Raw genomic sequence first — 26,399 nt, forward strand, 5'->3', positions numbered from 1 at the left:
ATGACGCTTCCTGATCATCTGTCCGAGTCTCAACACTTAGCCCTTGCGCTAACTATTGCAAGATGGCAATACTTAGCCACATGGCACAGTATTCGGTGCAGCTCGACGGGGTGTTCGTCGCCCTCGCCGACCCGACCCGGCGCGCCGTCGTCCGGCGCCTCGGCCACGGGCCCATGAGCGTCGGCGACCTCGCCCGCGAGTTCCCGATGACCCTCCCCTCGTTCATGAAGCATGTACGGACGCTCGAAGCGAACGGGCTCATCCGCACCGTCAAATCCGGCCGGGTACGCACCTGCGTGCTCAACCGCGAGCGGCTCGCCTTGGTGGGCGATTGGCTCGCCGAGCAGCGCCGGATCTGGGAGGAACGCACCGACCGCCTCGAACAGTTCGTCACCGACCCGGAGGAGAAACGGCAGTGAACCCCGAACTCGACCTTGCTCTGGAGCGGATCATCCGTGCCCCGCGCGCGACCGTGTGGCGGGCCTGGACGGACCCGTCCCGGCTTGAGCAGTGGTGGCTCCCGGCTCCGACCCGATGCCGGGTGGACCGCCTCGACCTGCGGCCCGGCGGGGCGTTCGTGACGCGGCTGAGCGACGACGGGACCGAGTTCCTCCCCCACCTGGACGCGTGCTTTCTCGCCGTGGACGAGCTTGAGCGGATCGTGTTCACGAACGCGATCGACAGCGCGTGGCGTCCCGCGAGCGCCGCCCCGGTCGCGATGACCGCCACGATCACGCTGAACGATCACCCGGACGGCACGGACTACCGGGTTGTCGTCCAACACGGCGACCCGGAGGCCCGCACTCATCACGAGAAGCTCGGCTTCGCCGAGGGCTGGGGGACGGCCACCGCCCAGCTGGCCGCTCTCACCGAGGGAGAGCAATGAAGATCACTCTCACCGAGTTCCTCACCCTCGACGGGGTCAGCCAGGGACCCGGCTCGCCGGAGGAGGACACCAGCGACGGATTCACCCGTGGCGGCTGGCTCGTTCCCCATCTGGACGGCACCTTCGTCCAGCGCGCCTCCGACTGGCTCGACCTCGCCGACGGTCTGCTGCTCGGACGGCGAACCTACGAGGCGTTCGCACGCGACTGGCCGAAGATCACCGACCCGGCCGACCCGTTCACCGAGCGGATGAACACCCTGCCGAAGTACGTCGTGACGAACACTCTCACCGAAGGAACCTGGAGCCCCACGATCGTCCTCAAGGGCGATCCGATCCACGCGGTCACCGAGCTCAAAGCACAGCCAGGCCGGGAGCTCCAAATCCACGGCAGCGCCCGCCTCGGCGACTCACTGCTGTCGGCGGGCCTGATCGACACGCTTCGCCTCGTGATCGCCCCCACCGTCCTCCGGACCGGCCGACGGCTGCTGACCGGCATGGGCGCCACGACCGGCCTCCGCCTGCTCCACCACGAGGCCACACCGAACGGCATGCTGCTCCTGGAATACGAGGTAACCGGGCGAGCACCCCAAGGCACATACGGGGGCGTCACTGCCTTCGTATAGCGGGGTGAGAGATCAGCGGAGCGCGCGCATCTCGGGGTAGGGATGGGCACCGGCCTGGGCGGCCTCGGCTCTGGCCTTGGCGAGCGGGGACGCCACCACCGAGATGCCGGCGTTGGCCAGACGGCGGCTGGGCAACGACGCGGACCTTTGCACGTGGTCGACGTGAGCGACCCCCTGACCTTCTGGCGCAGGCCGTTGCACGCGATGACCGACGCCTTCACCACCGCCGACTGCCGGCTCGGACGACCACGTTATGCCCGGGCGATCATGAGCGGAGCCAACGGGACAGTCACATGATCGCCCGGCCCTTGATTCAGCGTCATCCAACGTCGAAGGGCGGCAGCTCAGCCAGGCCCAGAATGGCTGCCGGTGGGAAGTCCGGCCACGAGGGCGCCGGGTCCTGGTTCAGGTTGCGCAGATGCTTGTCGATGAAGCGCTGAGTATCCCGCAGAACCCTGGCCGTGGTGGCGGCATCGATGGCGCCGTCCTGCAGCGCGTCAGCAAGCTCGTCGAGGTCCAGGACTTCGTAGCGTCGGCTGACCGGGGGCACGACGATGTCCACGTACAGATCGTGGACCACCAGCCGCTTCGGGGCCGTTTCCTCCAGTTCGACCAGGTCGACGTACCAACCGCCTTCGAGTGCGTCGACGAAGGTGACCGGCCTTCGGATCTGTATCCCCTCGTCGGCGATCACGAAGCAGCGATCGGTCGTGGGTCGGCCGGGAGCCCGCCACGGGGCAAGGATCTCAACGTCGTAGGCCACGATGTTGTCGCCGGTTCGGACACCGGAGCACCATTGCCCGCTGCGGTGGTGGACACGTACCTCTTCAAGGGTCACGAACCGCAGTATGACTGCGTCTGGATGCTGTTGCCGTCGATGTCGGCATGCCGCCCACAGCGCGAGGTAGTTGCATCATTATTGTTATTGCGAGATATATGCAACTAGGAGCTTCTGAGGAGAGAGACGCCCATGGGTGAGTACACCCTTCCGGACATGCCCTACGACTACGCGGCGCTGGAGCCCGCGATCACCGGGGAGATCCTGGAGCTGCACCACGCCAAGCACCACGCCGCCTACGTCAAGGGCGCCAACGACACGCTGGAGAGGCTGGCCGAGGCGCGCGACAAGGGCGAGTTCGGCGGTCTGGTCGGGCTGGAGAAGACGTTCGCGTTCAACCTGTCCGGGCACGTCCTGCACACGATCTTCTGGCAGAACCTGTCCCCCGACGGCGGTGACCGCCCCGACGGCGAACTGGGTGACGCGATCACCGAGCACTTCGGCTCCTTCGACGCGTTCAAGATGCAGCTCACCACCGCCACCGCCACGGTGCAGGGCTCCGGCTGGGGCGTGCTGGCCTGGGAGCCACTCGGCCGCCGCCTCGTGGTCGAGCAGGTCTACGACCACCACGGCAACGTCGGCATGAACACCACCCCGCTGCTCGTGTTCGACGCCTGGGAGCACGCCTACTACCTGCAGTACCGCAACGTGCGCCCGGACTACGTCGAGAAGCTCTGGGACCTGATCAACTGGAACGACGTCATCGCCCGTTACGACGCCGCCCGCGGCGCCTGACGTCCGGATGCCGGCGGCGCCCGCCCATCAGCCCGAGCTTGGTCCGCAGGGCCGGGCGGGCACCGCTCCCGCCCGCCGTGGATCGAGCCGCACCAGGCCGCCCGCAGGCGTACCCGTCATCACATGGCACTATGACCGGGTGCATATCGGCCGGCCTGTCCTGCGCGCGATGCGTGCCGCGGTGTTCGCGGCAGTGTGCGTGCTGGTCTCGGCTGCCTTGCACGGATTCGCCGGCGGCGAGCCGGTGCGCCCGGGCATCCTGCTCGGCGCGTCCGTGCTGGCCTGGGCGGGCGCGTACCTGCTCGGCGGCAGCCAGCGCGGCATGGGAGCGCTGCTCGCGGCGTGCTTCGCCACGCAGTACGGCATGCACCAGCTGTTCGGCGCGGGCACGGCCAATGCGGTGACGGCCGGTCACGAGCACGGCACCGGGGTGGGAATGTTCCTGGTGCACGCCATGACGGCGCTCATTTCGGCCTGGTGGCTGGAGCGCGGCGAATCGGCTCTGGCTGCTCTGCTCCAGCTCGCCGTGACCACCGTCCGGCGCTGGTGGAAGGTCCTGCTGGTCCTGACCGGCGGGCTGGTCGGAACGAGCCCGCACAGCCGCCGCCGGCCATGGGACGAGCACGTCCCCTTCCCGCGATCCCGGTTCGCGGCGGCGATCTCCCGGCGCGGCCCGCCGGTGCGTTTCTCCCTCATCTGACTCCTCCGCGGCCACGGTCATGCCGTCGGCCTGCGTTCCGCCGCGCCCTGTGAACGGCACGGCGTACCTCGAATCCCCTGATGAGAGCACGCGTACCTCAACGTGCGCGTCGCCCTGTGAGTGGAGAAACGCCTGATGACCTCGACCACTGACGTCGGCAGCGCCGCCGGCCACGCCGGCCCGCCATCCCCCGGACAGCGCACGGCGACCTGGACCGCACTGCGCCCGCTGGTGCTGCGCCTGCACTTCTACGCGGGCATCCTCATCGCCCCCTTCCTGCTCGTCGCCGCCTGCACCGGCCTGCTGTACGCCACCTCCTACCAGCTCGAACAGATCGTCTACCAGCACGAACTCACCGCGCCTGCCGGCGGGCCCAGCCTGCCGCTCAGCCGGCAGGTCGCGACGGCCCGCACGGCACACCCCCAAGGCACCGTCAGCGCGGTGCGGCCCGCCGCCGAGCCGGGCCAGACCACCCGAGTCCTGATCAGCCAACCGGGACTGGCCGAAAGCACCCAGCTGGCGGTTTTCATCGATCCCCACAACGGCCAGATACGCGGCACGCTGGAGAGCTACGGCAGCTCAGGAGCGCTCCCCGTACGCGCCTGGATCTCCACGCTCCACCGCCAGCTCCACCTGGGCGAGCCCGGACGGATCTACAGCGAGCTGGCCGCCAGCTGGCTCTGGGTCGTCGCGCTCGGCGGCCTGATCCTCTGGATCGCCCGGCGGCGCCGCAACCGCCGCCATCTCCTCGTCCCCGACCGCGCCGCGTCCGGGCCGCGCCGCACGCTGTCCTGGCACGGCTCGGTCGGCCTGTGGGCGGTGCTCGGCCTGCTGTTCCTCTCCGCCACCGGCCTGACCTGGTCGAAGTACGCCGGAGCCAACGTCGACGAGCTGCGCGCGGCACTCAACTGGACCACGCCGTCGATCGACGTCTCCGGCAGCGACCACGCGGGGCACACGGCATCAGGCGGGCACCATGCCACCGCGGCCGACGTCGGGGTGGACCGCGTCGCCCAGACTGCCGCCGCCAAGGGCCTGTCCGGCCCGCTGGAGATCTCGTGGCCCGCCGAACCCGGCCGGCCGTACCTGGTGAAGGAGATCGACAAGACCGCGCCCACCCGCCTGGACCAGATCGCCGTCGACGCCGCCACCGGCGAGGTGACAGCCGAGCTCCGCTTCGCGGACTACTCCCTCGCCGCCAAGCTCGCCCGGTGGGGCATCGACGGGCACATGGGCCTGCTGTTCGGCCTGGCCAACCAGATCCTCCTGGCTCTCCTGGCCGTCGGCCTCATCACCCTCATCGTGCTGGGCTACCGCATGTGGTGGCGCCGCCAACCCACCCGCGGCTTCGGCAAGCCGTACGCCCGAGGCGGCTGGCGGAACGTGCACCGGGCCCTGCTGGCACCGCTCGCTCTGCTCGCCGCCGCCGCCGGGATCTTCCTGCCACTCATGGGCATCTCATTGGCGGCGTTCCTGGTGATCGACGTTCTGCTCGGGCTGCGCTCCCGAACGGCGTGAGTTCTTCAGCGCGACAGCCCCGATCCACAGATCACCGCAGACATGGAGCCAAAATGACAGTCACACAACCACAAGACGGCAGCGGCACGTCCGTCCAGCTCGTCATCGGCGGGATGACGTGCGCGGCGTGCGCGGCGCGGGTGGAGCGCAAGCTCAACCGCATGGAAGGGGTGAGCGCCAGCGTCAACTACGCCACCGAGAAAGCCACCATCCAGGCCGCCGATGTCCCGGTCGAGGAGCTGATCCGGCAGGTCGAGCGTGCCGGTTACAGCGCCGAACCGTACCTCCCGCACACCACCGCCGCACCGGACGACGCCGACGACCGGCGGGTACGGATGCTCGGCCGCCGCATGGTGGTCGCGATCGGACTGGCCGTGCTGCTGATGGACCTGTCCATGGGGATGGCGTTCGCGCCGGCCTGGCGGTTCGACGGATGGCAGTGGGTGCTGATCGGCCTGACCCTGCCGATGGTGACCTGGTGCGCCTGGCCGTTCCACCGCAACGCGTTCAGGGCCGCCAGGCACGGCACCACCTCGATGGACACCCTGATCTCGACCGGGGTCATCACGTCCACCTGTTGGTCGTTGTACGTCATCCTGTTCCCGATCGACGCCGCCCCGACCGGCTCGGGCATGTGGGCGCTGCTGTCCGCGCCGAACAGCGCCCTCTATCTCGACGTCGCCGGCGGGGTGACCATGTTCGCGCTGACCGGCCGGTTCCTGGAGGCCCGGGCACGGCGCTCCTCCGGAGCCGTCCTGCGCCGGCTGGCCGAACTCGGCGCCAAGGACGTCAGCGTCCTGCGCGCCGACGGCAACGAGTACCGCATCGACGTCGCCGACCTGCGGGCCGGCGACCTGTTCGTGGTCCGCCCGGGCGAGAGCATCGCCGCCGACGGCCGGATCGAGTCCGGGCAGAGCACGATCGACACCAGCGCCATGACCGGCGAGCCGGTGCCCGCCGAGGTGACCGAGGGCGACACGGTGACCGGCGCGACCGTCAACCTCAGCGGGCGACTCGTCGTACGGGCCACCCGGGTAGGCGCCGACACCCAGCTCGCCGCCCTGATCCGCCTCGTGGAGCACGCCCAGGCCGACAAGGCCGCCGTGCAGCGACTCGCGGACCGGATCTGCGGCTGGTTCGTCCCGGCGGTGTTCGCCCTGTCGGCGCTGACCCTGGGCGGGTGGCTGATCGCCGGAGGGCAGGTGCACCAGGCGGTCACCGCCGCGCTGGCCGTCCTCATCATCGCCTGCCCGTGCGCGCTCGGCCTGGCCATCCCCACCGCCCTCCAGGTCGCCTCCGGCACCGGCGCCCGGCTCGGTGTCTTCATCAAGAGCCACCAGGCCATGGAGTCCGCCCGCACCATCGACACGGTCGTCCTGGACAAGACCGGCACCCTCACCCACGGCCGCATGAGCGTGGTCGATCTGACCACCGCCGAGGGCGTTCGACCGGATGACGTGCTGCGCTACGCGGGCGCCGTCGAGAACGCCTCCGAACACGCCATCGCGGCAGCCATCGCCGACAAGGCGCGCGCCGAGCTCGACGAGCTGCCCCCGGTGGACGCCTTCACCGCCCTGGCCGGGCTGGGCGCCAGGGGGACGGTCGGGGACAGGAAGGTCCTGGTCGGCTCGGCGCGGCTGCTGCGCCAGGAGGGCATCACCGTCCCACCGCTGCTCGATCGTGCTCGGACCGACTGGGAAGGCCAAGGCCGCACCGTCGTCCTCGTCGCGGCCGACGGTGCCGTCCTGGGAGCGCTCGCCCTTGCCGACACCATCAAGCCCTCAGCCGTGGACGCGATCGCCCGGCTGCATGCCATGGGCCTGCGTACGCTGCTGCTCACCGGCGACAACGCCGCCACCGCCCACGCCGTCGCCGCCCAGGTCGGCATCACCGAGGTCATCGCCGAAGTGCTGCCGGCCGACAAGGAGGCCACCATCGCGCGGCTCCAGGGTGAGGGGCACCGCGTCGCCATGGTCGGCGACGGCATCAACGACGCCCCGGCCCTGGCCCGCGCCGATCTCGGACTGGCCGTGGTGGAAGGCACCGACGTGGCCCTGGCCGCCGCCGACCTCATCCTCATCCGTGATGACCTCGACGTCGTGCCCACGGCCATCACCCTGGCCCGAGGCACCCTGGCCACGATCCGCGGCAACCTCGTCTGGGCCTTCGGCTACAACCTCGCGGCACTTCCGCTGGCCGCCGCCGGGCTGCTCAACCCCCTCATCGCCGGAGCCGCCATGGCACTGTCCTCGGTGTTCGTGGTCTCCAACAGCCTGCGCCTACGCCGCTTCGCCCCGGCGCCCACGACCCCCGATCCCTTCACCGACCATCCGGACGACCTGGACGAACCACACCGACCAGTCCCAGCCACAGCCACAGGCGGCGCGCCTACGCACCGGTAAAACGGGCGGAGGCTCCCTGACGGGAGCCTCCTCAGGTCGGTGACGGCGAGCCTCGATCTCGCCACCGAGCTGGGGCGCGCACGCTGCCGGAGATCCAGCCAGGGATCAATCTGCACCCTCCCCGGCTGGAAAGGGTCTGACTGGCGATGTCGCCTGATGGGATGATGCCCATCATGGCGGAAGGCATCGAGTTGATCGGCGGGCAGGAGAGGCGCGACATCACAGTCGTCCCGTACGACGAGGCGTGGCCAAGGCGCTTCGCACTGGAGCGAGAACGCGTCATCGTCGCTCTCGGCCCGCTCGCCCGCCGGGTGGACCACATCGGCTCGACCGCGGTCCCCGGCCTGGCGGCCAAGCCGATCGTCGACATCGACCTGAGTGTGCCCGACGCCGACGACGAGGACGCCTACCTTCCACAGCTCGTCGCCGCCGGCTATCACCTGCGCGTCCGCCAGCCCGGCCACCGCATGGTGCGCACCCAGGACCTCGCTGTCCATGTGCACATCTGCACCACAGGCAGCGACTGGGAACGCCGCCATCTCCTCTTTCGTGACTGGCTCCGCCACGACACCGTCGACCGCGAGCTCTACGGGGAACTCAAACAGCGACTCGCCGCTCGCGACTGGCCCGACATGAACGCCTACGCGGCGACCAAGAGCCCGCTCATCGCCGAAATCACGGAACACGCAGAAGCCTGGGCTCGCTCCACTCAGTGGACTCCGTAATCGGCCCAAGAACTGTAAGACCTCGCCTCTCCAGCCCCCAGAACCTCGCCGGCGAGGAGGCGCCGGTGCTACGCGACGCCCGTCGGGCAGAGGACGGCGTCCCCGTCTCGTGCGCGCCGTGCCATGGCCATGTCAGACGCTCAGCGGAGGACCCCGCGGCGCCGATCGGTGTCGGACACCGGGAATCCTGCCGTGCCACCGCACCCGGCCTTCCACGCACGGCAGGAGCCCAGTGGCCGGGTCAGCTCAATCCACGGTGATCAAACCCCGCCGGTAGGCGCGGACGAGGCGCCGCGGCACGAGCAGCTGCCGCCCGTTCACGGTGACCGGGACGAGATCCGGCACGCTCGCCTTCCACTGGCTGCGGCGGTGCCGGGTGTTACTGCGGGAGGTCCTACGCTTGGGCACGGCCACGGCTACCAGCTCGCCTTCGTGACACCCGGCAGCTCGCCGCGGTGGGCCATCTCCCGGAACCGCACCCGGGACAGGCCGAACCTGGTGAGGTGTCCGCGAGGACGGCCGTCGACGGAGTCGCGGTTGCGGACGCGGGCGGCGCTGGCGTCGCGCGGCTGGCGGGCCAGTGCCCGGAGCGCTTCGGCCTGCTCCTGCGGCGTGCCCGTGCGGATGATCTGCTTCAGCTCGGCCCGCCGCGCGGCGTAGCGCTGGACCACGACCTTGCGCCGCTCGTTCGCGGCGATCTTGCTCTTCTTGGCCATCAGACCTTCTCTCCTCTTGCCCGGATCTGGGCGACGGCCTGGTCGATGCCGATCCTGTCGATGGTCTTGATCGCACGGGCGCTGAGGGTGAGCCGGACGTAGCGGCCCTCGCTCTCAAGCCAGTAGCGGCGCCGCTGGATGTTGGGGTCCCAGCGCCGCCGGGTGCGCCGGTGGGAGTGGGAGACGTTGTTGCCGAAGACCGGCTCAACCCCGGTGAGCTGGCAGTGCGCGGACATCAGGCCCTCCCGTAACGCTGGTTGAACCGCTCGACGCGACCGGCGGTGTCCAGGACGCGGCTGCGCCCGGTGTAGAAGGGATGACTGGCCGAGGACACGTCGACGTCCACCACCGGATAGGTGTTGCCGTCGGTCCACTCGATCGTCTTGTCGCTCGTGATCGTGGAACGCGTGAGGAACGCGAAGCCCGCGCCGGGATCGCGGAAGACGACCGGGCGGTAGTCGGGGTGGATGCCCTTCCTCATCGCTCCTCCCGGAAGGGCACGTGCTGACGGATGGTCGGGTCGTACTTGCGAAGGGTGAGCCTGTCGGGTGTGTTCCGGCGGTTCTTCCTGGACACGTAGGTGTAGCCCGTGCCCGCCGTCGATCTGAGCTTGATCACGGGGCGCATCTCATTTCTGGCCAAAACGGTTCCTTTCCACTTGCCGCGGTGTGCCATGATAACGAAAACTGTTTTCATTCTCGCAACTGGAGGCTCCGTGCCCACCCCGGTCGTCCTCATCGCGGGCCTGCACGCCACCGCTCGCACCGCCGCCGTCGAACAACTGCTCGCCGAACATCCCGGCTCGCTCGTCATCCACCACGACCTGAGCCAGATCACCCACGGACGCGTCCGCCGCAGCGTTCGGGACAGGACCGGCGTGCTCGACACGGCCGAGGTACGGCTCGCGCACGGCTGCGTCACCTGCACCGTGCGCGAGGACCTGCTCCCCCAGCTCGTCCTGCTGGCGACCGGCGCGGCCCTGCTGATCGTGGACCTGTGGGACGCGGTGGAGCCCCGCTCGGTGGCCGAGGCGATCGACTGCGACGAGGCCCGGGAGACCCTGCGGCTCACCGCCGTACTCACCGCGCTGGACGCCGCGGCCTTGCCCGATGACCTCACCCGCGGCGAACGCCTGAGCGAGGTCGGCAGGCCCGCGGCCGCCGGTGACCGGCGTTATCTGGCCGAGGTGCTGGCCAGGCAGCTCGAATATCCGACCGCCCTGGTGCTGCACGGCGGCGACGAGGACGACCGGGAGCTGTCCCGCACGATACTCACCCACCTCGCCCCCTTCACCCCGGTCCACACCGTCGAGGCCCTCCCTCCGCTCGCCGACGCCCGGGTATGCGCCGCCGAACTGGCGGAACGCGTGGACCCTGCCACCGCCCAGCTGCCCGGCGACCTCCAGACCGGCGAGATCGTCACCGCCGTCTGGCGCACCCACCGCCCGCTGCACCCGGCCCGCCTCTTCGAGGCCGTCGACGAGCTGGTTACCGAGTCGGTACGCTCACGCGGCCGCTTCTGGCTGGCCAACCGCCCGGACGAGCTGCTGGCCTGGGACGCCGTGGCCGGCATCGTCTCGGTCGAGGCCGCGGGCCCCTGGCTGGCCGCGCTGCCCCGAGCCGCCTGGGACCTGGTGCCTCCGGCCCGCCGTCTGGCCGCCGACCTGGACTGGGACCCCGAGCGCGGCGACCGCGTCCAGCACCTGGTCTTCACCGGACCCGACCTCGACGCCGCCCGCTTCCGGGCACTGCTCGGTTCCTGCCTCCTCACGGAGGAGGAGGAACGAGAGGGCTCGGATGCCTGGGCCCGCTACGACGACCCGTTCGCCCCCATCCTCGCCATCAAGGAGAGCGCATGAAGACCCGCCGCACCCCGCGCAAGAAGCCCAACCCGCTCCTGCATGTGGACCGCATCGACTACAAGGACACCGCCCTGCTGCGCAAGTTCATCTCCGATCGGGGCAAGATCCGCAGCCGCCGCGTGACCGGCGTCACCGTGCAGCAGCAGCGCCTGATCGCCAGGGCCATCAAGAACGCCCGCGAGATGGCCCTGCTCCCCTACGCCTCACGCCCCAGCGCATGAACAGACCGCATCTGGAGCCTGCTCGACTCCTGCCGCATCGACCAGGGCGACGGCCTGCCCGCTCCGGAACGGAGATCGGGATACGAAGACGAGCCGCGATCATGCTGGCGACGCTCTCGGCGTTGCTCCTCGTGGGGTGCGGCGGCCAGGAGCCGCCAGGGCGGAACAGCCGGCAACTGACCCTGGCCGCCCCGCGCGACCTCGTCGCGGGTCCCGAGGATCCGTACTACACGCACCAGACGTTACGGGTGTGGGAGCCCCTGGTGACCGTGGACGACAAGCTGCGGCCCGTTCCCGCGCTGGCCACCGGCTGGGACAGCGCGGACCAGGGGCGGCGCTGGACGTTCACGGTGCGCGACGGCGTACGGTTCAGCGACGGGACACCGTTCACCGCCGAGTCGGCGGTCGCCAACATCAAGCGGTTCCTGCGGATCGCGCCCCGCCAGTCGGCGTTCTTCAGCCTGGACGCCGGCATGGAGGCGGCGTACGGCAGGCTCGGCGACGTCCGGGCCGAGGCCGGCAGGGTGACGTTCGTCCTGGACCGGCCGGTGGCCGACCTGCCGAGCAGGCTGGCGGGCTTCTACAGCATGGTCCAGTCGCCGCAGGCGTTCACGCCCTCGGGCGACTTCGCCGGCAAGCCGGTGGGGACGGGGCCGTACACGCTGGTGAGCTGGGTCAAGGGACAGCAGGCCGAGCTTGCCGCGAACCCGTACTACTACGGCCCCGCCCCCGCCTACAACAAGATCGTGGTCCGGGTGATCCCGGACGCCAACGCGCGGGTCGCGGCGCTGCGTGCCGGCGAGGTGGACGGGCTGATCGGCAAGGGCGCGCTGCTGCCGGGGCAGGTCACGGCGGTCGCCGGCGACAGCGGTTTCCGGGTCGTCCGGAGCCCCTCGGTGCTGACGCACTACCTGACCTTCAACGCCTCGCGGAAGCCGTTCTCCGATCCCCGCCTGCGCGAGGCGGCCGACCTGGCGATCGATCGGCAGGCCATCGCCGGCAGACTCCTCGCCGGCACGGCCGCCGCGGGCGCCGGGTTCCTGTCACCGGTCTTCGGCGACCTCGCCGAGCCCGGACCGGCCGTGCGGTACGACCCGGGCAAGGCTCGCGAGCTGGTCACCGCCGCGGGCGCGCCCGCCAAGCCCGTCTCCATCCTCATCTCCTCGGCCGAGACGGGCCAGTTCCCCTACACCGACATCGCCGAGGTGCTGCGTACGGCGCTGCAGCAGGCGGGCCTACCCGCCAAGGTGACCGTGGCCGAGGCCACCAAGTCCGTGATGGAGGCCGGGGAGTACGACATCTTCCTCAGCGCCTACAGCGTGCCCAACGGCGACGCCGACTACTTGTTCCGCCGATTCCTGCGCTCCGACGCCTCGTGGAACGTCGAGCGCCGGCTCGGCTACCGCAACACCGCGTTCGACGACCTGATCGACCAGGCCGCCGCACAGACCGACGCGGCCCGGCGGCGTGACCTCTACCACCGGATCCAGCGGCTGCTCGCCGCCGACCGCCCGATGATCCCGCTCGCGTACCAGGACAATCCCATCGTGACGACGAGCAAGGTCGGCGGGGTGGCACAGAGCGTGGCGTACGTGCTCGACCTTGGCAAGCTGGCCCCCCTGAGGTGACGGTCACCGTCCTACGGCGCGCCGCCGAGCTCCTGCTGGTGCTGCTGGGGCTGTCCGCGCTGGTCTTCCTGCTCACCTCGCTCGCGCCGGACGATCCGGCGGAGGAGATCCTGCGGCGCGGCGGCATCCAGCCGACGGCGCGCAGTGTGGCGGCACTGCGCGCCGAACTCGGTCTCGACCAGCCGCTGTTCACCCAGTACCTGCGGTGGCTGCTCGCCGTACTGCGCGGCGACTTCGGGCACTCCTACACCGACCGTTCCCCCGTCGCCGCCGAGATCATCTCGCGGGTCCCGGCGACACTGCGGCTGGCAGGCGCGGCGGCGCTCGTCGCGGTCGCACTCGCCGTGCTCGCCTCCGTCAGGGCCGCCTTCAGACCGAGGGCGCTCGACAGCCGCGCGATCGCGCTCGTGACGGTGGCGATCGCCGGCGTCCCGCCCTACATCGTGGGGATCCTGCTGATCAGCGTCGTCGCGGTCGGCCTGCGCGCACTGCCCACGGGCGGCGCGAACAGCCCCGGCGCCGTGGTGCTCCCCGCCCTCACTCTCGGCCTGGCGGGCGCCGCGACGCTGCTGCGGCTGCTCCGGGCCGACCTGGCTCAGGCCTTACGGCTGCCGTTCGTCAAACTCGCCACCGCCAAGGGGGTGCGGCCCGGGCGCGCGATCACGGTGCACGCCCTCCGCGTGGCCGCGCCGAACGCCATCACGGCAGCCGGTACGGTGCTCGTGGAGCTGCTGGCCGGCGCGGTGGTGGTGGAGACGCTGTTCTCCTGGCCGGGCGTGGGACAGCTCGCGGTGTCGGCGATCAGGCAGCGGGATCTTCCCATCGTGCAGGCGTACGTGCTGGTCACCGCGGTCGCGACCGTGCTGGTCCTGGCCCTGGTCGAGCTCTGCCTGGCGGCCTGCGACCCGCGGGTGCGCCGCCGATGACCGGCCGCGCCGGCACCGCGCTGCTCGCTCTGATCGTACTGTTCTGCCTGCTCACCCCCATGCTGTCCGGGTACGATCCACACCTGCCCGACCTGGGGCACGCTCTCCTGCCGGCGAGCACGGAACACTGGCTCGGCACCGACCAGCTCGGCCGCGACCTCCTCACCAGAACCGCCGCGGCCGGCCGCACCTCCCTGCTGTTCGCGCTGGCCATCACCGCGATCACCACGATCCTCGGCACGCTGTTCGGCACCGTGGCCGGGCTCGCCGGAGGCATGCCCGACCGGCTGCTGCGCCTGGCCGCCGCCATGGCGCTCGCCCTGCCCGGCCTCACATTGGCGCTCGCGCTGGCCGGCGTGCTGCCGCCCGGGTACGTCACCGTCCTGGCAGCTCTCGTACCACTCGGCTGGGTCAACTGCGGCCTCGTCGCCCACACGGCCACCCGGCGGGTCGCCGCCTCCGGCTACGTCCTGGCCGCGCGGGCCATCGGGGCCTCCTCTCTCTACCTGCTCCGGCGTACCATCGGACCGCACATCGCCGGGCCCGTCCTGACCGTCGCCACCGCAGACTTCGCCAGAACGCTGATCACCGTCACCTCGCTGAGCTTCCTCGGCATCGGGCTACCGCCGCCCGAGACCGACTGGGGCGGCATGGTGAGCGAGGCGACGCCGCTGCTGGTCGCCACGCCACGCCTCGCGATGATGCCCGCCCTCGCGCTCGCCCTCACGGGACTGGCCGTCGCGCTCGTCGTGGACGCCCGCCACGAACCGGGCCGGCCTCCCGAAGGCTGAGATCCGGAGCCCCTTGCTTGAGCACCGCGCAACTGGGTCACTATCCGGTCAATAGAGCACAAATGGCACAGACGTCCACATCAGCCGGGTACGTCCACTACGTCAGGAGAAATACGCCAGGAGAAAGAAGCCGCACATGGCCGAAGCCTGGTTACCTCACGGAGGGCAGCACCCATGACAACCGCCGCCGACCCTCAAGTCCACAGCAACCAGGACCACCAGCATGGTCCGACGTGCGGGCACGTGGCCGTGCCACACCAGGGCCACGTGGATTACGTTCACGACGGCCATCTGCACCGCCTGCACGATGACCACGCCGATGACTGCACTCCCCATGGCCACAGCACTCACACCGGCCATGATCATCGGCATGGGGCCGACTGCGGCCATGTCGCGGTGCCACACGAGGACCACGTGGACTACATCCATGACGGCCACCGTCATGCACAGCACGAGGACCACTGGGACGAGCACTGAGCATCGCTTGACACGCCGCACGAACACAAGCCGCGCGGGCTGAAGCAGCGGGGCGAGGACGACGTCCACCGAGGTCTGGCAGGAAGCCCGCGCCCTGGCTCTCAGCCCTCCACAGGACGCGCTGCGATTTCACAAGGTCACCTTTTGAGCACGCCGACTGGCCCTGCCGCCGCGGGGGCGATAGAGACGAAGGGTGCGCCGACTTCTCCCGTTGCTCCTGGCCGCTCTTCTTCTGGCCCTCAGCGCCTGCGCTGAGGATCCCGCCGCGCGCGCCGCCCGCGCCCACGCCGACCAGATCGCCGAGCAACTCGGCCGCGGCCTCGACTGGGACGCCGAGGACGTCGGCTGGGTGCTCTCCCGTGACGAAGATGTCGACGTGTACTCCGTGACAGGCACCAGATACAGCACCACCGACCAGGGGCGCGTCCTGCTGCGGATCCGCGCCACCAGCCGGGTCGGCGCAGACGGCCGGCCGCAACCGGTGAACGAAGCCACCCGCGCCTACGAAGCGACCCACGGCCCGTCCCCGAGCACCCACCCGGTGACATCCGTATGCTTCGAGATCTCGGTCTCCTACTCTGACACCGACGTGGCCGAGGTCGACTGCCCGGCGGGCGAACCGCGAGCCTTCCGCTCCCCCGCGTCGATCCCGGACAACGCCTTCGAATGGCTGAAGACGCACCTCCCCAAGACCCCCGACCTGACGGCCGCCCGTAAGGCGGTCGACCATCTGGACCTTGACGACCGCATCGGTAAGGACGTAGCCGAGATCGACGGCGTCATCGGCATCGCGCTGCGCGAGCGCCCGGGAGAATGCCTGTTCGCCCGCGTGCGCCAGCAGGGCGTCGAGGTCTGGCGCCCCTCCCGCGTGCAGGCAATGCCCGGGGAGAGCAGTTGCAGTGCCGCCGAGGCCGTCCACGGCCACGCTCAGCGCCCACCTCATTGAAGTGATCAACGAAGGCCAGTCATGCAGCTGTCTGGCCCCGCGGCCACCGCCTCCTGGTGGTGCGCCGCCATCTGGGCCAGATATCCGGCCTCATCGCGGACCTGAACGCTGGTCCGCCCGCTCCGATCATGGTTTCGACGCCTTGTCGGAACCGATCACTGCCGATGATGGCCGTACGCGGTGGCCGCAGCCGGGCGGCTCAAGGTTGGGCGGCGGCCATGACGCCGTGAACGGCCTGGTCGATGCGCTGAGCGGCCTGGTCGGGGTCGGGCTGGCCGGCGTCCAGCCACGCGATGACGGCCTCGATGGTCAGGGTGGGGATCAGGTTCGCGGCCCAGTCCAGCCAAGGGCCTGCAGGGATCCTCCTGGCCAGGTTGCGGTGGGCGACCTCGCGGGAGGCGGCGGTCATGGAGTCGATCAGCTCGCGGAAGTCGGGCTCGCGGGCCGCATAGCGGAACAGCAGCCTGAAGCCGTCGGGGTCGGCGGCAGCAGCGCGCACAAGGGCAGGGAGGGCGCGCTCGTCGAAGTCGTCGGTGCCGGTGGCCTCGGCCAGCCGCACGCATGCCCGGTCGAGCACGGCTCGGTACAGGTCGGCCTTGGAGTCGAAGTGCCGGTACAGCATCGCCCGGGTCAGCCCAGCCTCGGCGGCGATGTCGTCAAGGCCGGTGGGGGCGTAACCGGCGCGAGCGAAGGCGCGGGTGGCGGCGTCCAGGATCTGCTCACGCCGCTCGGGGCGCCGCAACCGCCGCACCGGCGAAGCCGGGACGGCCTCAAGACCAGTGCCGCCTGCGTCGGGATTGCTCATCCCACCTCCACTTGTAGAAGCAGAAGTATACATGTAGCTTTTTAGACATCGAAGTATACAAAGCAGCGTCTACATCTTGGAGGAGTCGTGTCCGAACCCGTCCGGCTGCCGTTCCAGCAGCCCGGCCCGATGCAGCCGGCGCCGCTGCTGCGCCGGCTGCAGGGCCAAGGCCCGATCCACGCCATCCGCACCGCCGTCGGCGATCCGGCCTGGCTGGTGACCGGCTATGAGCAGGTACGCGCTCTGCTGGATGACGACCGGCTCGGCCGCGCCCACCGCGAACCCGACCGCGCCTCCCGCACCGGCGAGTCAGCGCTGTTCGGCGGCCCGCTGGGCGACTTCGACACCGAGCAGGCCGACCACCGGCGGATGCGCTCGCTGCTGCAGCCGCACTTCTCGCCCAAGCGCATGCGCGCGCTGCGCACCCGTGTCGAGACGCTCACAGCGAACCTGCTGGACGAGATGGCCGCCGCCGGTCCGCCCGCCGACCTGCACGCCGCGCTCGCCCTGCCGCTGCCGATCGCGGTCATCTGCGAGCTGCTCGGCGTCCCGTTCGAGGACCGGGCACAGTTCCGCGCCTGGACGCAGGCCGCCGCCGACATCACCGACCGGGTCCGCTCCGAGCAGGGACTGGCCGAACTGTTCAGCTATGGACAGCAGCTGGTGGCCCGCAAGCGCGCTACCGGCGATACCGACGCCGATGTGATCTCCCGGCTGGCCGCCACCGACGGCGTCAGCGACGACGATGCCGCCGCGATGGGCATGACTCTGCTGTTCGCCGGGCACGAGACCACGGTCACCGTGATCGGCAACGGCGCGCTGTGGCTGCTGACCACCCCTGGCCAGTGGCAGGCCCTCGTGGACGACCCGTCCCGGATCGACGCCGCCGTGGAAGAGATTCTGCGCGCGCCTGGTCTGGGCGGCAGCGGCATCCCCCGCTACGCCCGCACCGACCTGGAGATCGCCGACGTGCACGTACGGGCAGGGGACCTCGTGCTGCTGGACACCGGCGCGGCCAACCACGACGCCGCCGTCTTCGCCGACCCCGACCGCTTCGACCTCGACCGGCCGCCGGCGCCGCACCTGACCTTCGGCCACGGCGCCCGCTACTGCATCGGCGCGCCACTGGCCCGCATTGAGCTGCAGGCCGTCTTCTCCCAGCTCGTCGCCCGCTTCCCCACCCTGAAGCTCGGCTGCGCGGTGGAGGAGCTGACCTTCAACCCGAACGTGCTCACCGGCGGCCTCACCGCCCTGCCCGTCACCTGGTGACCACCATGGTGAAGACGACCGTACGGCGGCCGATCTTCGGCTGGATGTATCCCAGGAGGGGCATGGACGGAGGGCGGCATGGCCGGACGCCGCCCCGATCTGGCCGAACCCCTGCCCTTTGGCCGATCGCATCGCAAATGCCCGGCGGTCGACGCGCGACCAGCCGAGCTGGGGCAAGCATTACCCCTGTCTTCGCATCGGATCACCAGCGACCGGGCAGTCCTCCGGCGTGATGCCGTCCAGCCGGACCGCGTCGGGCTGGCCAGGGGACGAGGGCTGAAGGTGACGGACGAAGCAAGTGCTACCTGCGAAACGCCGATTGTGCGCCGCCGCGAAATGCTCAGCCTGCCTGTCGCCTTGGCCTGCGGCTCAGCGATGCTGACCGGGTGCGGCACCGCACAACAAGCCGGCAGCGCCGCAACGTCCACCCCTCCCCCCGACCAGGAGCAGGCGCAAGAGGTGCCGGTCACACCACCGGAGGACCTCATGCGGGAACACGGGGTACTCAAACGCGTACTGTTGATCTACCGGGAGGGAATCCGCCGGATCAACGCCGGCGAACAGGTCCCCCAACCGGCCCTGCACGCCGGGGCAGGCATCATCCAGACTTTCATCGAGGAGTACCACGAGCGACTCGAAGAACGGTACGTCTTCCCGCGCCTGGTCAAGGCCGGCAAGCTTACCGACACCGTCTCGGTGCTGCTCCAGCAGCACCAGCGCGGACGCGTCCTGACCGGCCGCATCCTGAACGCCACCGCCAAACCCACACCCCGGCAGGCCCGTCGCGACCTGGTTGCGAACATGGCCGCCTTCATCCGCATGTACGAGCCACACGAGGCCCGCGAGGACACTGTCGTCTTCCCCGCCATGCGGGACGTCATCCCGCCCAAGGAATTCGTCCGGATGGCCGAGACCTTCGAGGACGAGGAGCACCGCCGCTTCGGCGCGGCCGGCTTCACCGGCATCGTCACGCAGGTCGCCGACATCGAAAAGACGCTCCGCATCTACGACCTGAGCCAGTTCACACCGCGCGTATGACGGCTCCCCGGCCGGACCTCGGAGGCGAGCCCGAGGCTCTCGGGCACAGGCGCTGAGGCAGCTACCCCGTTCAGGGCTCAAACAGCCCCGGTGGCCGTTCCGGTTCCGCCTCGGGCAGCACCTCATGTGCCAACTCCAGCAACGCCTTGCGGTCCTCCACCAACGCTGCCACACCCGCCTCGGTGGCCCGGTGGATCCGCCGCACCCGGCCCTCGACCGCCTCCTGCCGCGAGGACAGCAGCCCATCCGCCTCCAGCCGATGCGGCGTCGGTATACAGCGTGCCAGGGCTGGTCGCATAGCCGTGCCGCTTGAGCTCATCGGTCATCCACACCCTGTGAATGTCCTGCTCGGCAGCTGCCGGACCCTGGTCACCCGCGTGGGGCGTACATAATGACGAGCACGCCGATGAGGCAGATGGCCGATCCGATGATGTCCCACCGGTCGGGCTGGAACTTGTCCACCACCACGCCCCAGATCAGCGAACCCGCGACGAACACGCCTCCGTAAGCGGCGAGGATGCGACCAAAGTGGGCATCCGGCTGGAACGTGGCGACGAACCCGTACAAGCCGAGAGCGATCACACCCGCCCCGACCCACAACAACCCACGATTCTCCCTCACCCCCTGCCAGACCAGCCAGGCTCCGCCGATCTCAGCGAGCGCGGCGACCACGAACAGCAGTAGGGAACGCGCGACAGTCACGTTTGCGACTGTAGGGGACCCGCCAGATCGGATAACGGCAACGGGCAACGCGGGCTCGCGGCGCACGCCACCAGATCGTCGCACCCGGCATCCACGGCCTCGATCAGCGTCTCCCGAATCGCCTGCAGATCTGCGATCTTCTGCTCTACTTCGGCGAGCTTCGCCGTCGCCCGCGCTTGCATACCTCGGTCCGGCCCCCCATGACGATGGCCACCAAGCTCAACCAGGTCTGCGACTTCGTCGAGGGTGAAGCCCAGCCGTTGCGCCGCCTTTATCACCCGAAGCGTCACCACGGTCTCCGGCGGATACAGCCGATGACCGCCGCGAGGCAGCGGCGGGCCGGATCATCCCTTCACGCCACCAGCCTCGACGCCATCAACGCGTGATTTCAAGATCCAGTAGACATCTTGAGCATCTTCACCTGCTGGTCTTACCGTCGTGGCCATGCGACAGATCGATGACCTGGACATGCTCAGGGTCTTGACCAGCCGGTTTCGGATGAAGCTCTTCAGCCTCCTCTTCCGGATTGGCCCGGTCACGGTAAGCGAGCTCGCCAGACGAATGGGTGCCGACCCCGGCCAGGTGAGCTATCACCTGCGGCAAATGCAGAAACATGGCTTGATCGAGGACGTGCCGGAGCTCGCCCGGGACAGCCGGGAACGCTGGGTGCGGACAGCTATGGTCGGGTGGGTATTGGACACGGACATCGAAGCCCCGGAAGCCGCAGCCGTGGTACAGGCGTGGACTTCACAGTGGGTGATCGACCAGTTCGAGCGGCTGCGCGACTTCCAACGCACTCACATGACGCTTCCCGAGGACTGGCGCGGCGCTGGTTTCGGGAGCAGCCGCCACCTAAGGCTCACCAAGGATGAGCTGGCGCAGCTCGCCGACCAGCTCGATGCCGTGTTGCAGCCGTGGCGCGAGCTGACCAGGTCGCGTGTCGAATCGAGCGAGGCTCCGCCGGATACTTGCCCGATCTTCGTCTTCTACCACGCATTCCCCGAAGCACCCTGAGAAGCTTTCCATGTATGCCATGCATGAGGAGCTGGCCCGCGCCTACCTCGCTGAGCAGCGAGCCGAAGCCGCACGGTTACGCATGATCCCGCCGCGCTCGCGCCGGCCTGTCCTTCTGCGCCTCCGCGGCCGGTTCGCGATCACCCTCCGCCGCCTCGCCGACCACCTCGAACCTGCCTGATATTCCGTACGGGTATCTGTCGACGTAAATCTCCAGAGCATGTCCCGCACGACTCACACGTTACGGACCCGCATATCTCTGAGTAGGGAGCCCGGTGCCGTCTCTCAAAGACGGGCCAGCTTTTCGTCGGACTCGCATGCCATCCTCTTCATGATCTGTCCCGGGAGAACAGGATCCCTGTGAGTGGCTACGACTGGCTCGATGACGACGCCTTCTGTGCAACCTTCGTCCGCGGTCTCACCCCGCGCGAGGCGCTGGCCCGCCTTGGCATTAACGCGTTCGACGGGGATGACGAGGAAGGCGATTTCGAGGAAGGGCTCATCTGCGCCCGGTCGGCCGAGGGCGGGACCATCCTGAGCGAGTCGAACGGCTTCGCCGGCACGCTGCCCGAGGTGCTGCGGCGCTTGTCGGCTGGGACGGTCACGGCGAGTGTCTTCGTCAACGTGAACAGAGTCGCGTCCTTCGACCATTACGCAGACGGTCGCATCATCCTGACCTTCGATCCGCTGTTCGGCGGCGATGAGGACGGCATCCCGGAGGACTACCTGGCCGACCGGATCGAGCTCGGGCTGGCCGGCGACAAGTCGGAGGGCGGGCTCGCCGCTGCGCTGCTGCTGGCCGAGCGCATCACCGAGGTGCGGCCGAACGCGTCAAGTGACGTGGTGGCCGCCCATGGCGTTTTCGAGTACTGAGGCACCTTGCTGTCGTTCCATCGCAAACGCAGCAGTGCCGATGACGCAACCCGAACCGCATTAGCAGCCCGGCCGGTTCGGGCGGGTGGAGCCGTGCCGTCAGCGCGGGCGTACCTGCTGGGATTGCTGGCTCCGATCGAGCGTAAGAACGGCTGGCAGTTGGCCGAGGCGGCCGGGGATGCGGCGCCGGATCGCATGCGGCGCTTGTTGGACAGCGCACGCTGGGACCCTCGCCAAGTACGTGCTGACCTGCGCGATTATGTGATGGACCACCTCGGCCACCGCGATGACGTGCTGATCGTGGATGAGACCGGGTTGCTGAAGAAGGGCGATAAGTCGGCCGGGGTGCAGCGTCAGTATTCCGCTACCGCGGGCCGGATGGAGAACTGCCAGCTGGGCGTGTTGCTCTCCTACGCCTCCCCGTCGGGTCGGGCGCTGATCGATGCCGAACTGCATCCGCCGAAATCCTGGCCCGATGGTCGAGCCCGATGCGCCCAGGCCGGCATCGGCGAAGATGTGCAGTTCGCCACCAAGCCCGTACTGGCCCGGATGATGCTCTAGAGGCGGGCGTACTCACACTGGCCGGGTTTGGACCTGCGGCCCCGTGACCCCCAGACCTCGGCAAGCGAGCGATCATTCAAACGGCTCAAGGCTGCGGGATCGTCGGTGTTCGCCGGAGTTCGCTGACGATCCCGCCGGTTGCTGTACTTCTCGGCTGTACCGTGCGCCCCTTCCTTGGGTGGCCCGAAGCCCGGGCCGATCCGCGGTTGGGTACTCAGCGCCTGGTCTCGTACCTGGTCAGGAGTACGCCGTCGGGGAACGTCCGGGTCTCCATCAGGGTCAGGTTCACCCAGTTGTCCAGGGCCGTAAAGAACGGCGTGCCGCTGCCCAGCAAGACCGGTGCGGTGACCAGCACGTACTCGTCGATCAGCCCGGCCCGTATGGCCGCTGCGGCAAGTGTGGCGCCGCCGATGTCCATGGGGCCACCGTCCTCGGCCTTGAGCCGGGTGATCTCGGTGACCGCGTCGCCGTTGACCAGGCGGGTGTTCCACTCGACCGTGCTGATCGTCGAGGAGAACACCACCTTCGGCATGTCTCGCCAGCGGCGGGCGTACTCGATCTCCGCCGGTGTGGCGCCAGGCTGCTGGTCGGCGGTCGGCCAATGGGAGCTCATCGTCTCCCACAGTTTGCGCCCGTACAGCGCCAGGCCCGTCGCGCCCACCCGGTCAGACCACCACTGGAACAGCTCGTCGCTCGGCACGCTCCAGCCAAGGTCGTCGCCGGGTGCGGCGATGTAGCCGTCCAGGCTCAGGTTCATGCCGAAGGTCAATTTCCGCATGTCGTCAGCTTCCTGTAAGTCGGTATTCGGCGTACAGACCAGCACGGCGCGGAAAAATCATCGGTCAAGCCATACCGATCTATGCCGAAGTACCGGAGCAGGTGGGACAGGGCGCGGACGAGCGTACGCGCGGGCCTGGAGTGCCCGAGGTGGATAACCGACCCTCGGCGCCGACAGGTGGGACAGCCGGGCAGGTCGGGTCCGCGCCGACCACGCCATCGCCGCCCTGGACCGGACGGCCTGGCAACGCTACTCCTGCGGTCACGGCGCCAAGGGCCACCGCTTCTACGACTGGGCGTGGATTCCCTTGGCAGAACACGGCGCACACGATTGGCTGCTGGCCCGCCGCTCGATCAGCGACCCGACCAAGGTGGCGTTCTATCGCTGCTGGGCCACCGGCCCGGTCCCGCTGCCCATCCTGGCCCGGGTTGCCGGCGCCCGATGGAGCATCGAGGAGTGTTTCCAGGCCACCAAGAACGAGGTCGGGCTCGACCACTATCAGGTCCGCCGCGCCATCTCCTGGTACCGCTACATCACCTTGGTCCTGGTCGCCCACGCCCACCTGGCCTTCCTCGCCGCCCAGCAGTCGGCCCCGCCCACCACACAGGGGGCCCTGCGCTGGACAATCACCACCCGAGCCCACCGACCCCTACAAGCCGGAGACGGCACAAGAGCTGGTCCCGCTCACTGTCAACGAGATCCGCCGTCTCCATGCCCGCCTCCACCAGCCCCAGCACCCAGCCTGGCATTGTTTGCACTGGTCACGATGGAGACGCCGCCACCAAGCCCGCGCCCGCCGCTGCCACTACCAGCGACAACAACGCCTCCTCAACAGCTAAGTGCGGCTGGAGTACTACTGAGGCTTCGCCTCGGACCGCCGAGAGTGCCGGTTCCCCTGGCGATTTTGCCTGGGTGGGTTCATCGTCATGACCATAGAAACGGTTGCGGTGGGTGGTCATCATGGCGCGGGTCGTGACGGTGAACGAGGTGCTCGAGGGGCACGTGAAGCTGGACATCGAGTGTCTGGACCGGATCTACCTCAACGCCTACGTGCCGATCCTGCAGACCAGCTCGCAAGTGGTGGCGTTCCTTTCCGGGCATCTGGGCTTCCCGTTTCCCTCGCCGGTGCTGTTCAAGCAGCTGGGCGATCGGTTCCGGCGCGCGGTGGCCGCCTTCGCCGAGGCCAACCACATCCCCTGGGTCAAGTTCTCCAAGGACCAGGCCAAGCTGGAGACGATGACCCCGTACCTGGCCCGGCAGGCCGCCACCGGACGCTCGGGCGTCGCGGCGATCGGGGTAGCCCAGGAGTTCCAACGCGTGTGGACCGCCTACGAGGGCAAGACCTCCACCGGCACCCCGCGCTGGTCGGTCGTCAAGGCCGACCGGCGAGTGACCTGCTACTACTTCTATCTCTGGGACGCCGACTTCGGCCCGGCCTTCATCAAGATCTGCGCCTACTTCCCCTACCCGGGCAAGATCTGGATCAACGGCCACGAGTGGGCCAAACGCCAAGCGGTCAAGGCCGGCCTCGGCTTCACCGAACTGTCCAACGGGTTCGCCACCTGCGCCGACCCCGCCGCCTTGCAGGAGATCTGCAACCGGCTCAGCTCGGGCACCATCAACGTGTTCGTCCAGCGCTGGCTGCACCGGCTGCCACTGCCCTTCACCGAGCACGACCACGACGCCGGCTACTGGTGGGAGACCTCGATGCGGCAGATCGAGATCTCCCGCACCCTCGTCTTCGACGCTCCCCGCCACGCCCGCGGCTTCTTCGAAGCCCTCATCGCCGACAACCTCGATATCGGCCGCCCGCACAACGTCGAGGTCATCTTCGGCCGCCGGGTACGCCGTGACACCGCGGGAACCTTCCGCACCGCGATCGATCGCCGTGACAACGGTGGGGTGCTGGTCAACGTGTTCTACAAGCATTCCCGGATCAAGCAGTACCTCAAGGACGGCCGGGCGATGCGCATCGAGACCGTCGTCAACGCCCCTCGTGATCTGGGCTGCCAGGCCCGCCTGCACAACCTGGAAGAGCTTCAGGCCAAGGCCCGCGCCGCCAATCAGCGCATACTGGAGGTCGAACGTGCCGGCCAGGGTTGCCTCCTTGCGAGTCCAGCCTTTGAGCGGATCGCGCACCCCACCACCGACGAGGTGGGGCGCAGGACCCCGGCGCTACGCTTCGGCGATCCTCGGGTCATGGCCCTGGCCGGCGCCCTGTGCCACACCCTGCTCGCCGCGACCGGCTTCACCAACAAGAACCTTCGTGTCTTGATGACCGGACTGCTCGGCACCACCAGCTACAGCACGGGCCAGATGACTTACGACCTGCCGAGACTCCGTCTCAACGGACTGATCCGCCGGCTACCCCGGTCCAACCGCTACGTCCTGACCGAAGACGGCGTGCGCATCGCCGTCTTCTACACCAAGATCTACAACCGGTTACTCGTCCCGCTGACCGCTGCCGATCAAGCCCAAGCGCCGCCCGAACTCCGAGCCGCGCTCAAGACCATCACCCGGCACATCGACGACTACGCCACCCAAGCTCGACTCCCTCGGGCGTCGTGAAACTTGACACAAACGTCCAGAAACGCGAGACCAAAGATCGCTAGTGCGCCGGCGCACCCGCGGATCGTAGCGAGGCCGCATGGTCGGCGACAGTGCGCCTTGGGACAGTAAGTACGTGTCAGTGCGACGAGTGCTGCGTACGGCGGACGGCTTCCAGCGACCTGCGACTGCCTACGGGGCAAGCCGCCCAATGCGAAACACCAGGTCAGAAGCATGATTCGAGGTGGAGGATGGTAGGGCGCCCAGGGACTCGAACCCGGAACCTACGGATAAAGGTGGATCGCTCTTCCCGCGGATGATGGCTTGCTGACCTGTGGCCGAGGTGGTTGCTCCCTCCCAGGTTGGGAAAAGCGTTCTGCGCATATTCCGGATCTTGGGAGTAAGGGGCCTACTGCTTCCGGCCGACCGAGCGGACCCAGTCGGGTTCAAGGCTTTGAGGGTGAAGTCGTGTGACCAGGCATTCGCGGTGGGAGACGATAGCGGTGCTGCCGGGGCCGTCGGCGCTTCGGACCTCCATGACCGCTCCATCGCCGCCCGGGCTCAAGATGGCGTGCGTTCCGCAAAAGTCGCACCGCCATCGGAAGCACGCCAGGTCCTCTCTGCGCATCGTCAACCGCACCCAGGCGGGCGGGGAAGTGTCGGCTGACTTCCTGTACGACGGCGTCGACCTCGGACCCTATACGAGGGTATTCGCAGGAGAGGGCACGCGAGCTCCCTGAGGGGCTGTCGATCATCGCTCCGTCCACGGATGCGCCGATGTCCTCATGACCGGAGATAACCACCATGTCACCCCACGGC

The 26,399-nt window shown here is 69.1% G+C and carries 33 protein-coding genes and 1 pseudogene; 21 read left to right on the forward strand and 13 right to left on the reverse strand.

The window, feature by feature from the left end; all coding sequences use genetic code 11:
* The first annotated feature begins 80 nt into the window (after positions 1-80).
* From AB0H84_RS02070 to AB0H84_RS02080, 3 genes are read left to right on the forward strand one after another with little or no spacing between them, the layout of a single operon-like run.
* Positions 81-419, forward strand: coding sequence for a metalloregulator ArsR/SmtB family transcription factor (locus tag AB0H84_RS02070; RefSeq protein ID WP_357596759.1), 339 nt, complete (start codon positions 81-83; stop codon positions 417-419).
* Positions 416-886: an SRPBCC domain-containing protein gene (locus AB0H84_RS02075; RefSeq protein WP_357596762.1), complete on the forward strand. Its 471-nt coding sequence runs from the start codon at positions 416-418 to the stop codon at positions 884-886. The genes AB0H84_RS02070 and AB0H84_RS02075 overlap by 4 nt, the downstream gene beginning before the upstream one ends.
* Positions 883-1,509, forward strand: a complete 627-nt coding sequence (locus AB0H84_RS02080) for a dihydrofolate reductase family protein (RefSeq protein ID WP_357596765.1) — start codon at positions 883-885, stop codon at positions 1,507-1,509. The genes AB0H84_RS02075 and AB0H84_RS02080 overlap by 4 nt, the downstream gene beginning before the upstream one ends.
* A 12-nt stretch (positions 1,510-1,521) precedes the next feature.
* On the opposite strand, the gene AB0H84_RS02085 is transcribed toward AB0H84_RS02080, so the two are convergent.
* Together AB0H84_RS02085 and AB0H84_RS02090 are read right to left on the reverse strand one after the other, a co-directional pair.
* Positions 1,522-1,644, reverse strand: a complete 123-nt coding sequence (locus tag AB0H84_RS02085) for a hypothetical protein (RefSeq protein ID WP_357596767.1) — start codon at positions 1,642-1,644, stop codon at positions 1,522-1,524.
* A gap of 184 nt (positions 1,645-1,828) precedes the next feature.
* Positions 1,829-2,347: a DUF402 domain-containing protein gene (locus AB0H84_RS02090; protein WP_357596770.1), complete on the reverse strand. Its 519-nt coding sequence runs from the start codon at positions 2,345-2,347 to the stop codon at positions 1,829-1,831.
* Positions 2,348-2,479: 132 nt separating this feature from the next.
* Here AB0H84_RS02090 and AB0H84_RS02095 point away from each other — a divergent pair, with 132 nt between their 5' ends.
* From AB0H84_RS02095 to AB0H84_RS02115, 5 genes are all read left to right on the forward strand, one after another.
* Positions 2,480-3,082, forward strand: a complete 603-nt coding sequence (locus tag AB0H84_RS02095) for a superoxide dismutase (protein WP_357596773.1) — start codon at positions 2,480-2,482, stop codon at positions 3,080-3,082.
* A gap of 139 nt (positions 3,083-3,221) precedes the next feature.
* Positions 3,222-3,782, forward strand: a complete 561-nt coding sequence (locus tag AB0H84_RS02100; RefSeq protein WP_357596775.1) for a hypothetical protein — start codon at positions 3,222-3,224, stop codon at positions 3,780-3,782.
* Between the two features lie 135 nt (positions 3,783-3,917).
* The gene (locus AB0H84_RS02105; protein WP_357596778.1) at positions 3,918-5,300 is read left to right on the forward strand and encodes a PepSY domain-containing protein; all 1,383 of its coding nucleotides are present in this window, start codon (positions 3,918-3,920) and stop codon (positions 5,298-5,300) included.
* Positions 5,301-5,353: 53 nt separating this feature from the next.
* Positions 5,354-7,702 carry a heavy metal translocating P-type ATPase gene (locus AB0H84_RS02110; RefSeq protein WP_357596780.1) on the forward strand — a complete coding sequence of 783 codons (2,349 nt, stop codon included), beginning with the start codon at positions 5,354-5,356 and terminating at the stop codon, positions 7,700-7,702.
* Between the two features lie 173 nt (positions 7,703-7,875).
* Positions 7,876-8,427, forward strand: a complete 552-nt coding sequence (locus tag AB0H84_RS02115) for a GrpB family protein (RefSeq protein WP_357596783.1) — start codon at positions 7,876-7,878, stop codon at positions 8,425-8,427.
* A 246-nt stretch (positions 8,428-8,673) separates the two neighbouring features.
* Here the strand turns inward: AB0H84_RS02115 and rpmF are convergent, their stop codons facing one another.
* The 5 genes from rpmF to rpmG are packed head-to-tail and all read right to left on the reverse strand — an operon-like array spanning position 8,674 to position 9,785.
* The gene (gene rpmF, locus AB0H84_RS02120; RefSeq protein ID WP_357596787.1) at positions 8,674-8,841 is read right to left on the reverse strand and encodes a 50S ribosomal protein L32; all 168 of its coding nucleotides are present in this window, start codon (positions 8,839-8,841) and stop codon (positions 8,674-8,676) included.
* Positions 8,842-8,843: 2 nt separating this feature from the next.
* The gene (rpsN, locus tag AB0H84_RS02125; protein ID WP_357596790.1) at positions 8,844-9,143 is read right to left on the reverse strand and encodes a 30S ribosomal protein S14; all 300 of its coding nucleotides are present in this window, start codon (positions 9,141-9,143) and stop codon (positions 8,844-8,846) included.
* Positions 9,143-9,379, reverse strand: a complete 237-nt coding sequence (gene rpmB, locus AB0H84_RS02130) for a 50S ribosomal protein L28 (protein ID WP_357596793.1) — start codon at positions 9,377-9,379, stop codon at positions 9,143-9,145. Before rpmB ends, rpsN begins: the two co-directional genes overlap by 1 nt.
* Positions 9,379-9,624: a type B 50S ribosomal protein L31 gene (locus tag AB0H84_RS02135; protein WP_357596796.1), complete on the reverse strand. Its 246-nt coding sequence runs from the start codon at positions 9,622-9,624 to the stop codon at positions 9,379-9,381. Before AB0H84_RS02135 ends, rpmB begins: the two co-directional genes overlap by 1 nt.
* Positions 9,621-9,785 (reverse strand): 50S ribosomal protein L33, encoded by a 165-nt coding sequence (gene rpmG, locus AB0H84_RS02140; RefSeq protein WP_357596799.1) that lies wholly within the window; start codon positions 9,783-9,785, stop codon positions 9,621-9,623. Before rpmG ends, AB0H84_RS02135 begins: the two co-directional genes overlap by 4 nt.
* A gap of 73 nt (positions 9,786-9,858) precedes the next feature.
* Between rpmG and AB0H84_RS02145 the strand changes: the two genes are divergently transcribed.
* The 5 genes from AB0H84_RS02145 (at position 9,859) to AB0H84_RS02165 (ending at position 14,570) form a co-directional block, all read left to right on the forward strand.
* The gene (locus AB0H84_RS02145; protein WP_357596802.1) at positions 9,859-11,001 is read left to right on the forward strand and encodes a GTP-binding protein; all 1,143 of its coding nucleotides are present in this window, start codon (positions 9,859-9,861) and stop codon (positions 10,999-11,001) included.
* The gene (gene rpsR / locus AB0H84_RS02150; protein ID WP_357596804.1) at positions 10,998-11,225 is read left to right on the forward strand and encodes a 30S ribosomal protein S18; all 228 of its coding nucleotides are present in this window, start codon (positions 10,998-11,000) and stop codon (positions 11,223-11,225) included. Before AB0H84_RS02145 ends, rpsR begins: the two co-directional genes overlap by 4 nt.
* A gap of 101 nt (positions 11,226-11,326) precedes the next feature.
* The gene (locus AB0H84_RS02155; protein WP_357596807.1) at positions 11,327-12,853 is read left to right on the forward strand and encodes an ABC transporter substrate-binding protein; all 1,527 of its coding nucleotides are present in this window, start codon (positions 11,327-11,329) and stop codon (positions 12,851-12,853) included.
* Positions 12,850-13,779: an ABC transporter permease gene (locus AB0H84_RS02160; protein WP_357596810.1), complete on the forward strand. Its 930-nt coding sequence runs from the start codon at positions 12,850-12,852 to the stop codon at positions 13,777-13,779. The genes AB0H84_RS02155 and AB0H84_RS02160 overlap by 4 nt, the downstream gene beginning before the upstream one ends.
* Positions 13,776-14,570 (forward strand): ABC transporter permease, encoded by a 795-nt coding sequence (locus tag AB0H84_RS02165; RefSeq protein WP_357596813.1) that lies wholly within the window; start codon positions 13,776-13,778, stop codon positions 14,568-14,570. Before AB0H84_RS02160 ends, AB0H84_RS02165 begins: the two co-directional genes overlap by 4 nt.
* A gap of 156 nt (positions 14,571-14,726) precedes the next feature.
* On the opposite strand, the gene AB0H84_RS02170 is transcribed toward AB0H84_RS02165, so the two are convergent.
* On the reverse strand, positions 14,727-15,116 hold the full coding sequence (locus AB0H84_RS02170) for a hypothetical protein (protein ID WP_357596816.1): 390 nt from the start codon (positions 15,114-15,116) through the stop codon (positions 14,727-14,729).
* A gap of 124 nt (positions 15,117-15,240) precedes the next feature.
* On the opposite strand from AB0H84_RS02170, the gene AB0H84_RS02175 reads away from it, so the two are divergent.
* Positions 15,241-15,993: a hypothetical protein gene (locus tag AB0H84_RS02175; protein ID WP_357596819.1), complete on the forward strand. Its 753-nt coding sequence runs from the start codon at positions 15,241-15,243 to the stop codon at positions 15,991-15,993.
* A 199-nt stretch (positions 15,994-16,192) separates the two neighbouring features.
* Here the strand turns inward: AB0H84_RS02175 and AB0H84_RS02180 are convergent, their stop codons facing one another.
* On the reverse strand, positions 16,193-16,798 hold the full coding sequence (locus AB0H84_RS02180; RefSeq protein WP_357596821.1) for a helix-turn-helix domain-containing protein: 606 nt from the start codon (positions 16,796-16,798) through the stop codon (positions 16,193-16,195).
* Between the two features lie 87 nt (positions 16,799-16,885).
* Between AB0H84_RS02180 and AB0H84_RS02185 the strand changes: the two genes are divergently transcribed.
* Together AB0H84_RS02185 and AB0H84_RS02190 are read left to right on the forward strand one after the other, a co-directional pair.
* Complete coding sequence (locus tag AB0H84_RS02185; protein ID WP_357596824.1) at positions 16,886-18,067, forward strand: cytochrome P450; 1,182 nt, start codon at positions 16,886-16,888, stop codon at positions 18,065-18,067.
* Between the two features lie 78 nt (positions 18,068-18,145).
* On the forward strand, positions 18,146-19,105 hold the full coding sequence (locus tag AB0H84_RS02190; protein WP_357596827.1) for a hemerythrin domain-containing protein: 960 nt from the start codon (positions 18,146-18,148) through the stop codon (positions 19,103-19,105).
* Between the two features lie 70 nt (positions 19,106-19,175).
* Here AB0H84_RS02190 and AB0H84_RS02195 read toward each other — a convergent pair whose 3' ends face one another.
* From AB0H84_RS02195 to AB0H84_RS02205, 3 genes are all read right to left on the reverse strand, one after another.
* Positions 19,176-19,403: a hypothetical protein gene (locus AB0H84_RS02195; protein WP_357596830.1), complete on the reverse strand. Its 228-nt coding sequence runs from the start codon at positions 19,401-19,403 to the stop codon at positions 19,176-19,178.
* Positions 19,404-19,474: 71 nt separating this feature from the next.
* Complete coding sequence (locus AB0H84_RS02200) at positions 19,475-19,807, reverse strand: YnfA family protein (RefSeq protein ID WP_357596832.1); 333 nt, start codon at positions 19,805-19,807, stop codon at positions 19,475-19,477.
* Positions 19,804-20,139, reverse strand: a complete 336-nt coding sequence (locus AB0H84_RS02205; protein ID WP_357597882.1) for a MerR family DNA-binding protein — start codon at positions 20,137-20,139, stop codon at positions 19,804-19,806. The genes AB0H84_RS02200 and AB0H84_RS02205 overlap by 4 nt, the downstream gene beginning before the upstream one ends.
* A gap of 112 nt (positions 20,140-20,251) precedes the next feature.
* On the opposite strand from AB0H84_RS02205, the gene AB0H84_RS02210 reads away from it, so the two are divergent.
* The 4 genes and pseudogenes from AB0H84_RS02210 to AB0H84_RS02225 all read left to right on the forward strand — a co-directional run.
* Positions 20,252-20,821 carry a helix-turn-helix domain-containing protein gene (locus AB0H84_RS02210; RefSeq protein WP_357596835.1) on the forward strand — a complete coding sequence of 190 codons (570 nt, stop codon included), beginning with the start codon at positions 20,252-20,254 and terminating at the stop codon, positions 20,819-20,821.
* Positions 20,822-20,831: 10 nt separating this feature from the next.
* Positions 20,832-21,002, forward strand: coding sequence for a hypothetical protein (locus AB0H84_RS02215; RefSeq protein ID WP_192789578.1), 171 nt, complete (start codon positions 20,832-20,834; stop codon positions 21,000-21,002).
* Positions 21,003-21,181: 179 nt separating this feature from the next.
* Complete coding sequence (locus tag AB0H84_RS02220) at positions 21,182-21,694, forward strand: DUF6461 domain-containing protein (protein ID WP_357596838.1); 513 nt, start codon at positions 21,182-21,184, stop codon at positions 21,692-21,694.
* A 105-nt stretch (positions 21,695-21,799) separates the two neighbouring features.
* A pseudogene (locus AB0H84_RS02225) lies at positions 21,800-22,252 on the forward strand (transposase); the annotation flags it as partial.
* Between the two features lie 217 nt (positions 22,253-22,469).
* On the opposite strand, the gene AB0H84_RS02230 reads toward AB0H84_RS02225, so the two are convergent.
* Positions 22,470-23,033: a dihydrofolate reductase family protein gene (locus tag AB0H84_RS02230; protein WP_357596841.1), complete on the reverse strand. Its 564-nt coding sequence runs from the start codon at positions 23,031-23,033 to the stop codon at positions 22,470-22,472.
* A 960-nt stretch (positions 23,034-23,993) separates the two neighbouring features.
* Here AB0H84_RS02230 and AB0H84_RS02235 point away from each other — a divergent pair.
* Positions 23,994-25,601 carry a hypothetical protein gene (locus AB0H84_RS02235; protein WP_357596844.1) on the forward strand — a complete coding sequence of 536 codons (1,608 nt, stop codon included), beginning with the start codon at positions 23,994-23,996 and terminating at the stop codon, positions 25,599-25,601.
* Positions 25,602-26,399: the final 798 nt, after the last annotated feature.

It is taken from the genome of Nonomuraea sp. NPDC050786, assembly GCF_040654115.1.
Taxonomy (GTDB): Bacteria; Actinomycetota; Actinomycetes; order Streptosporangiales; family Streptosporangiaceae; genus Nonomuraea.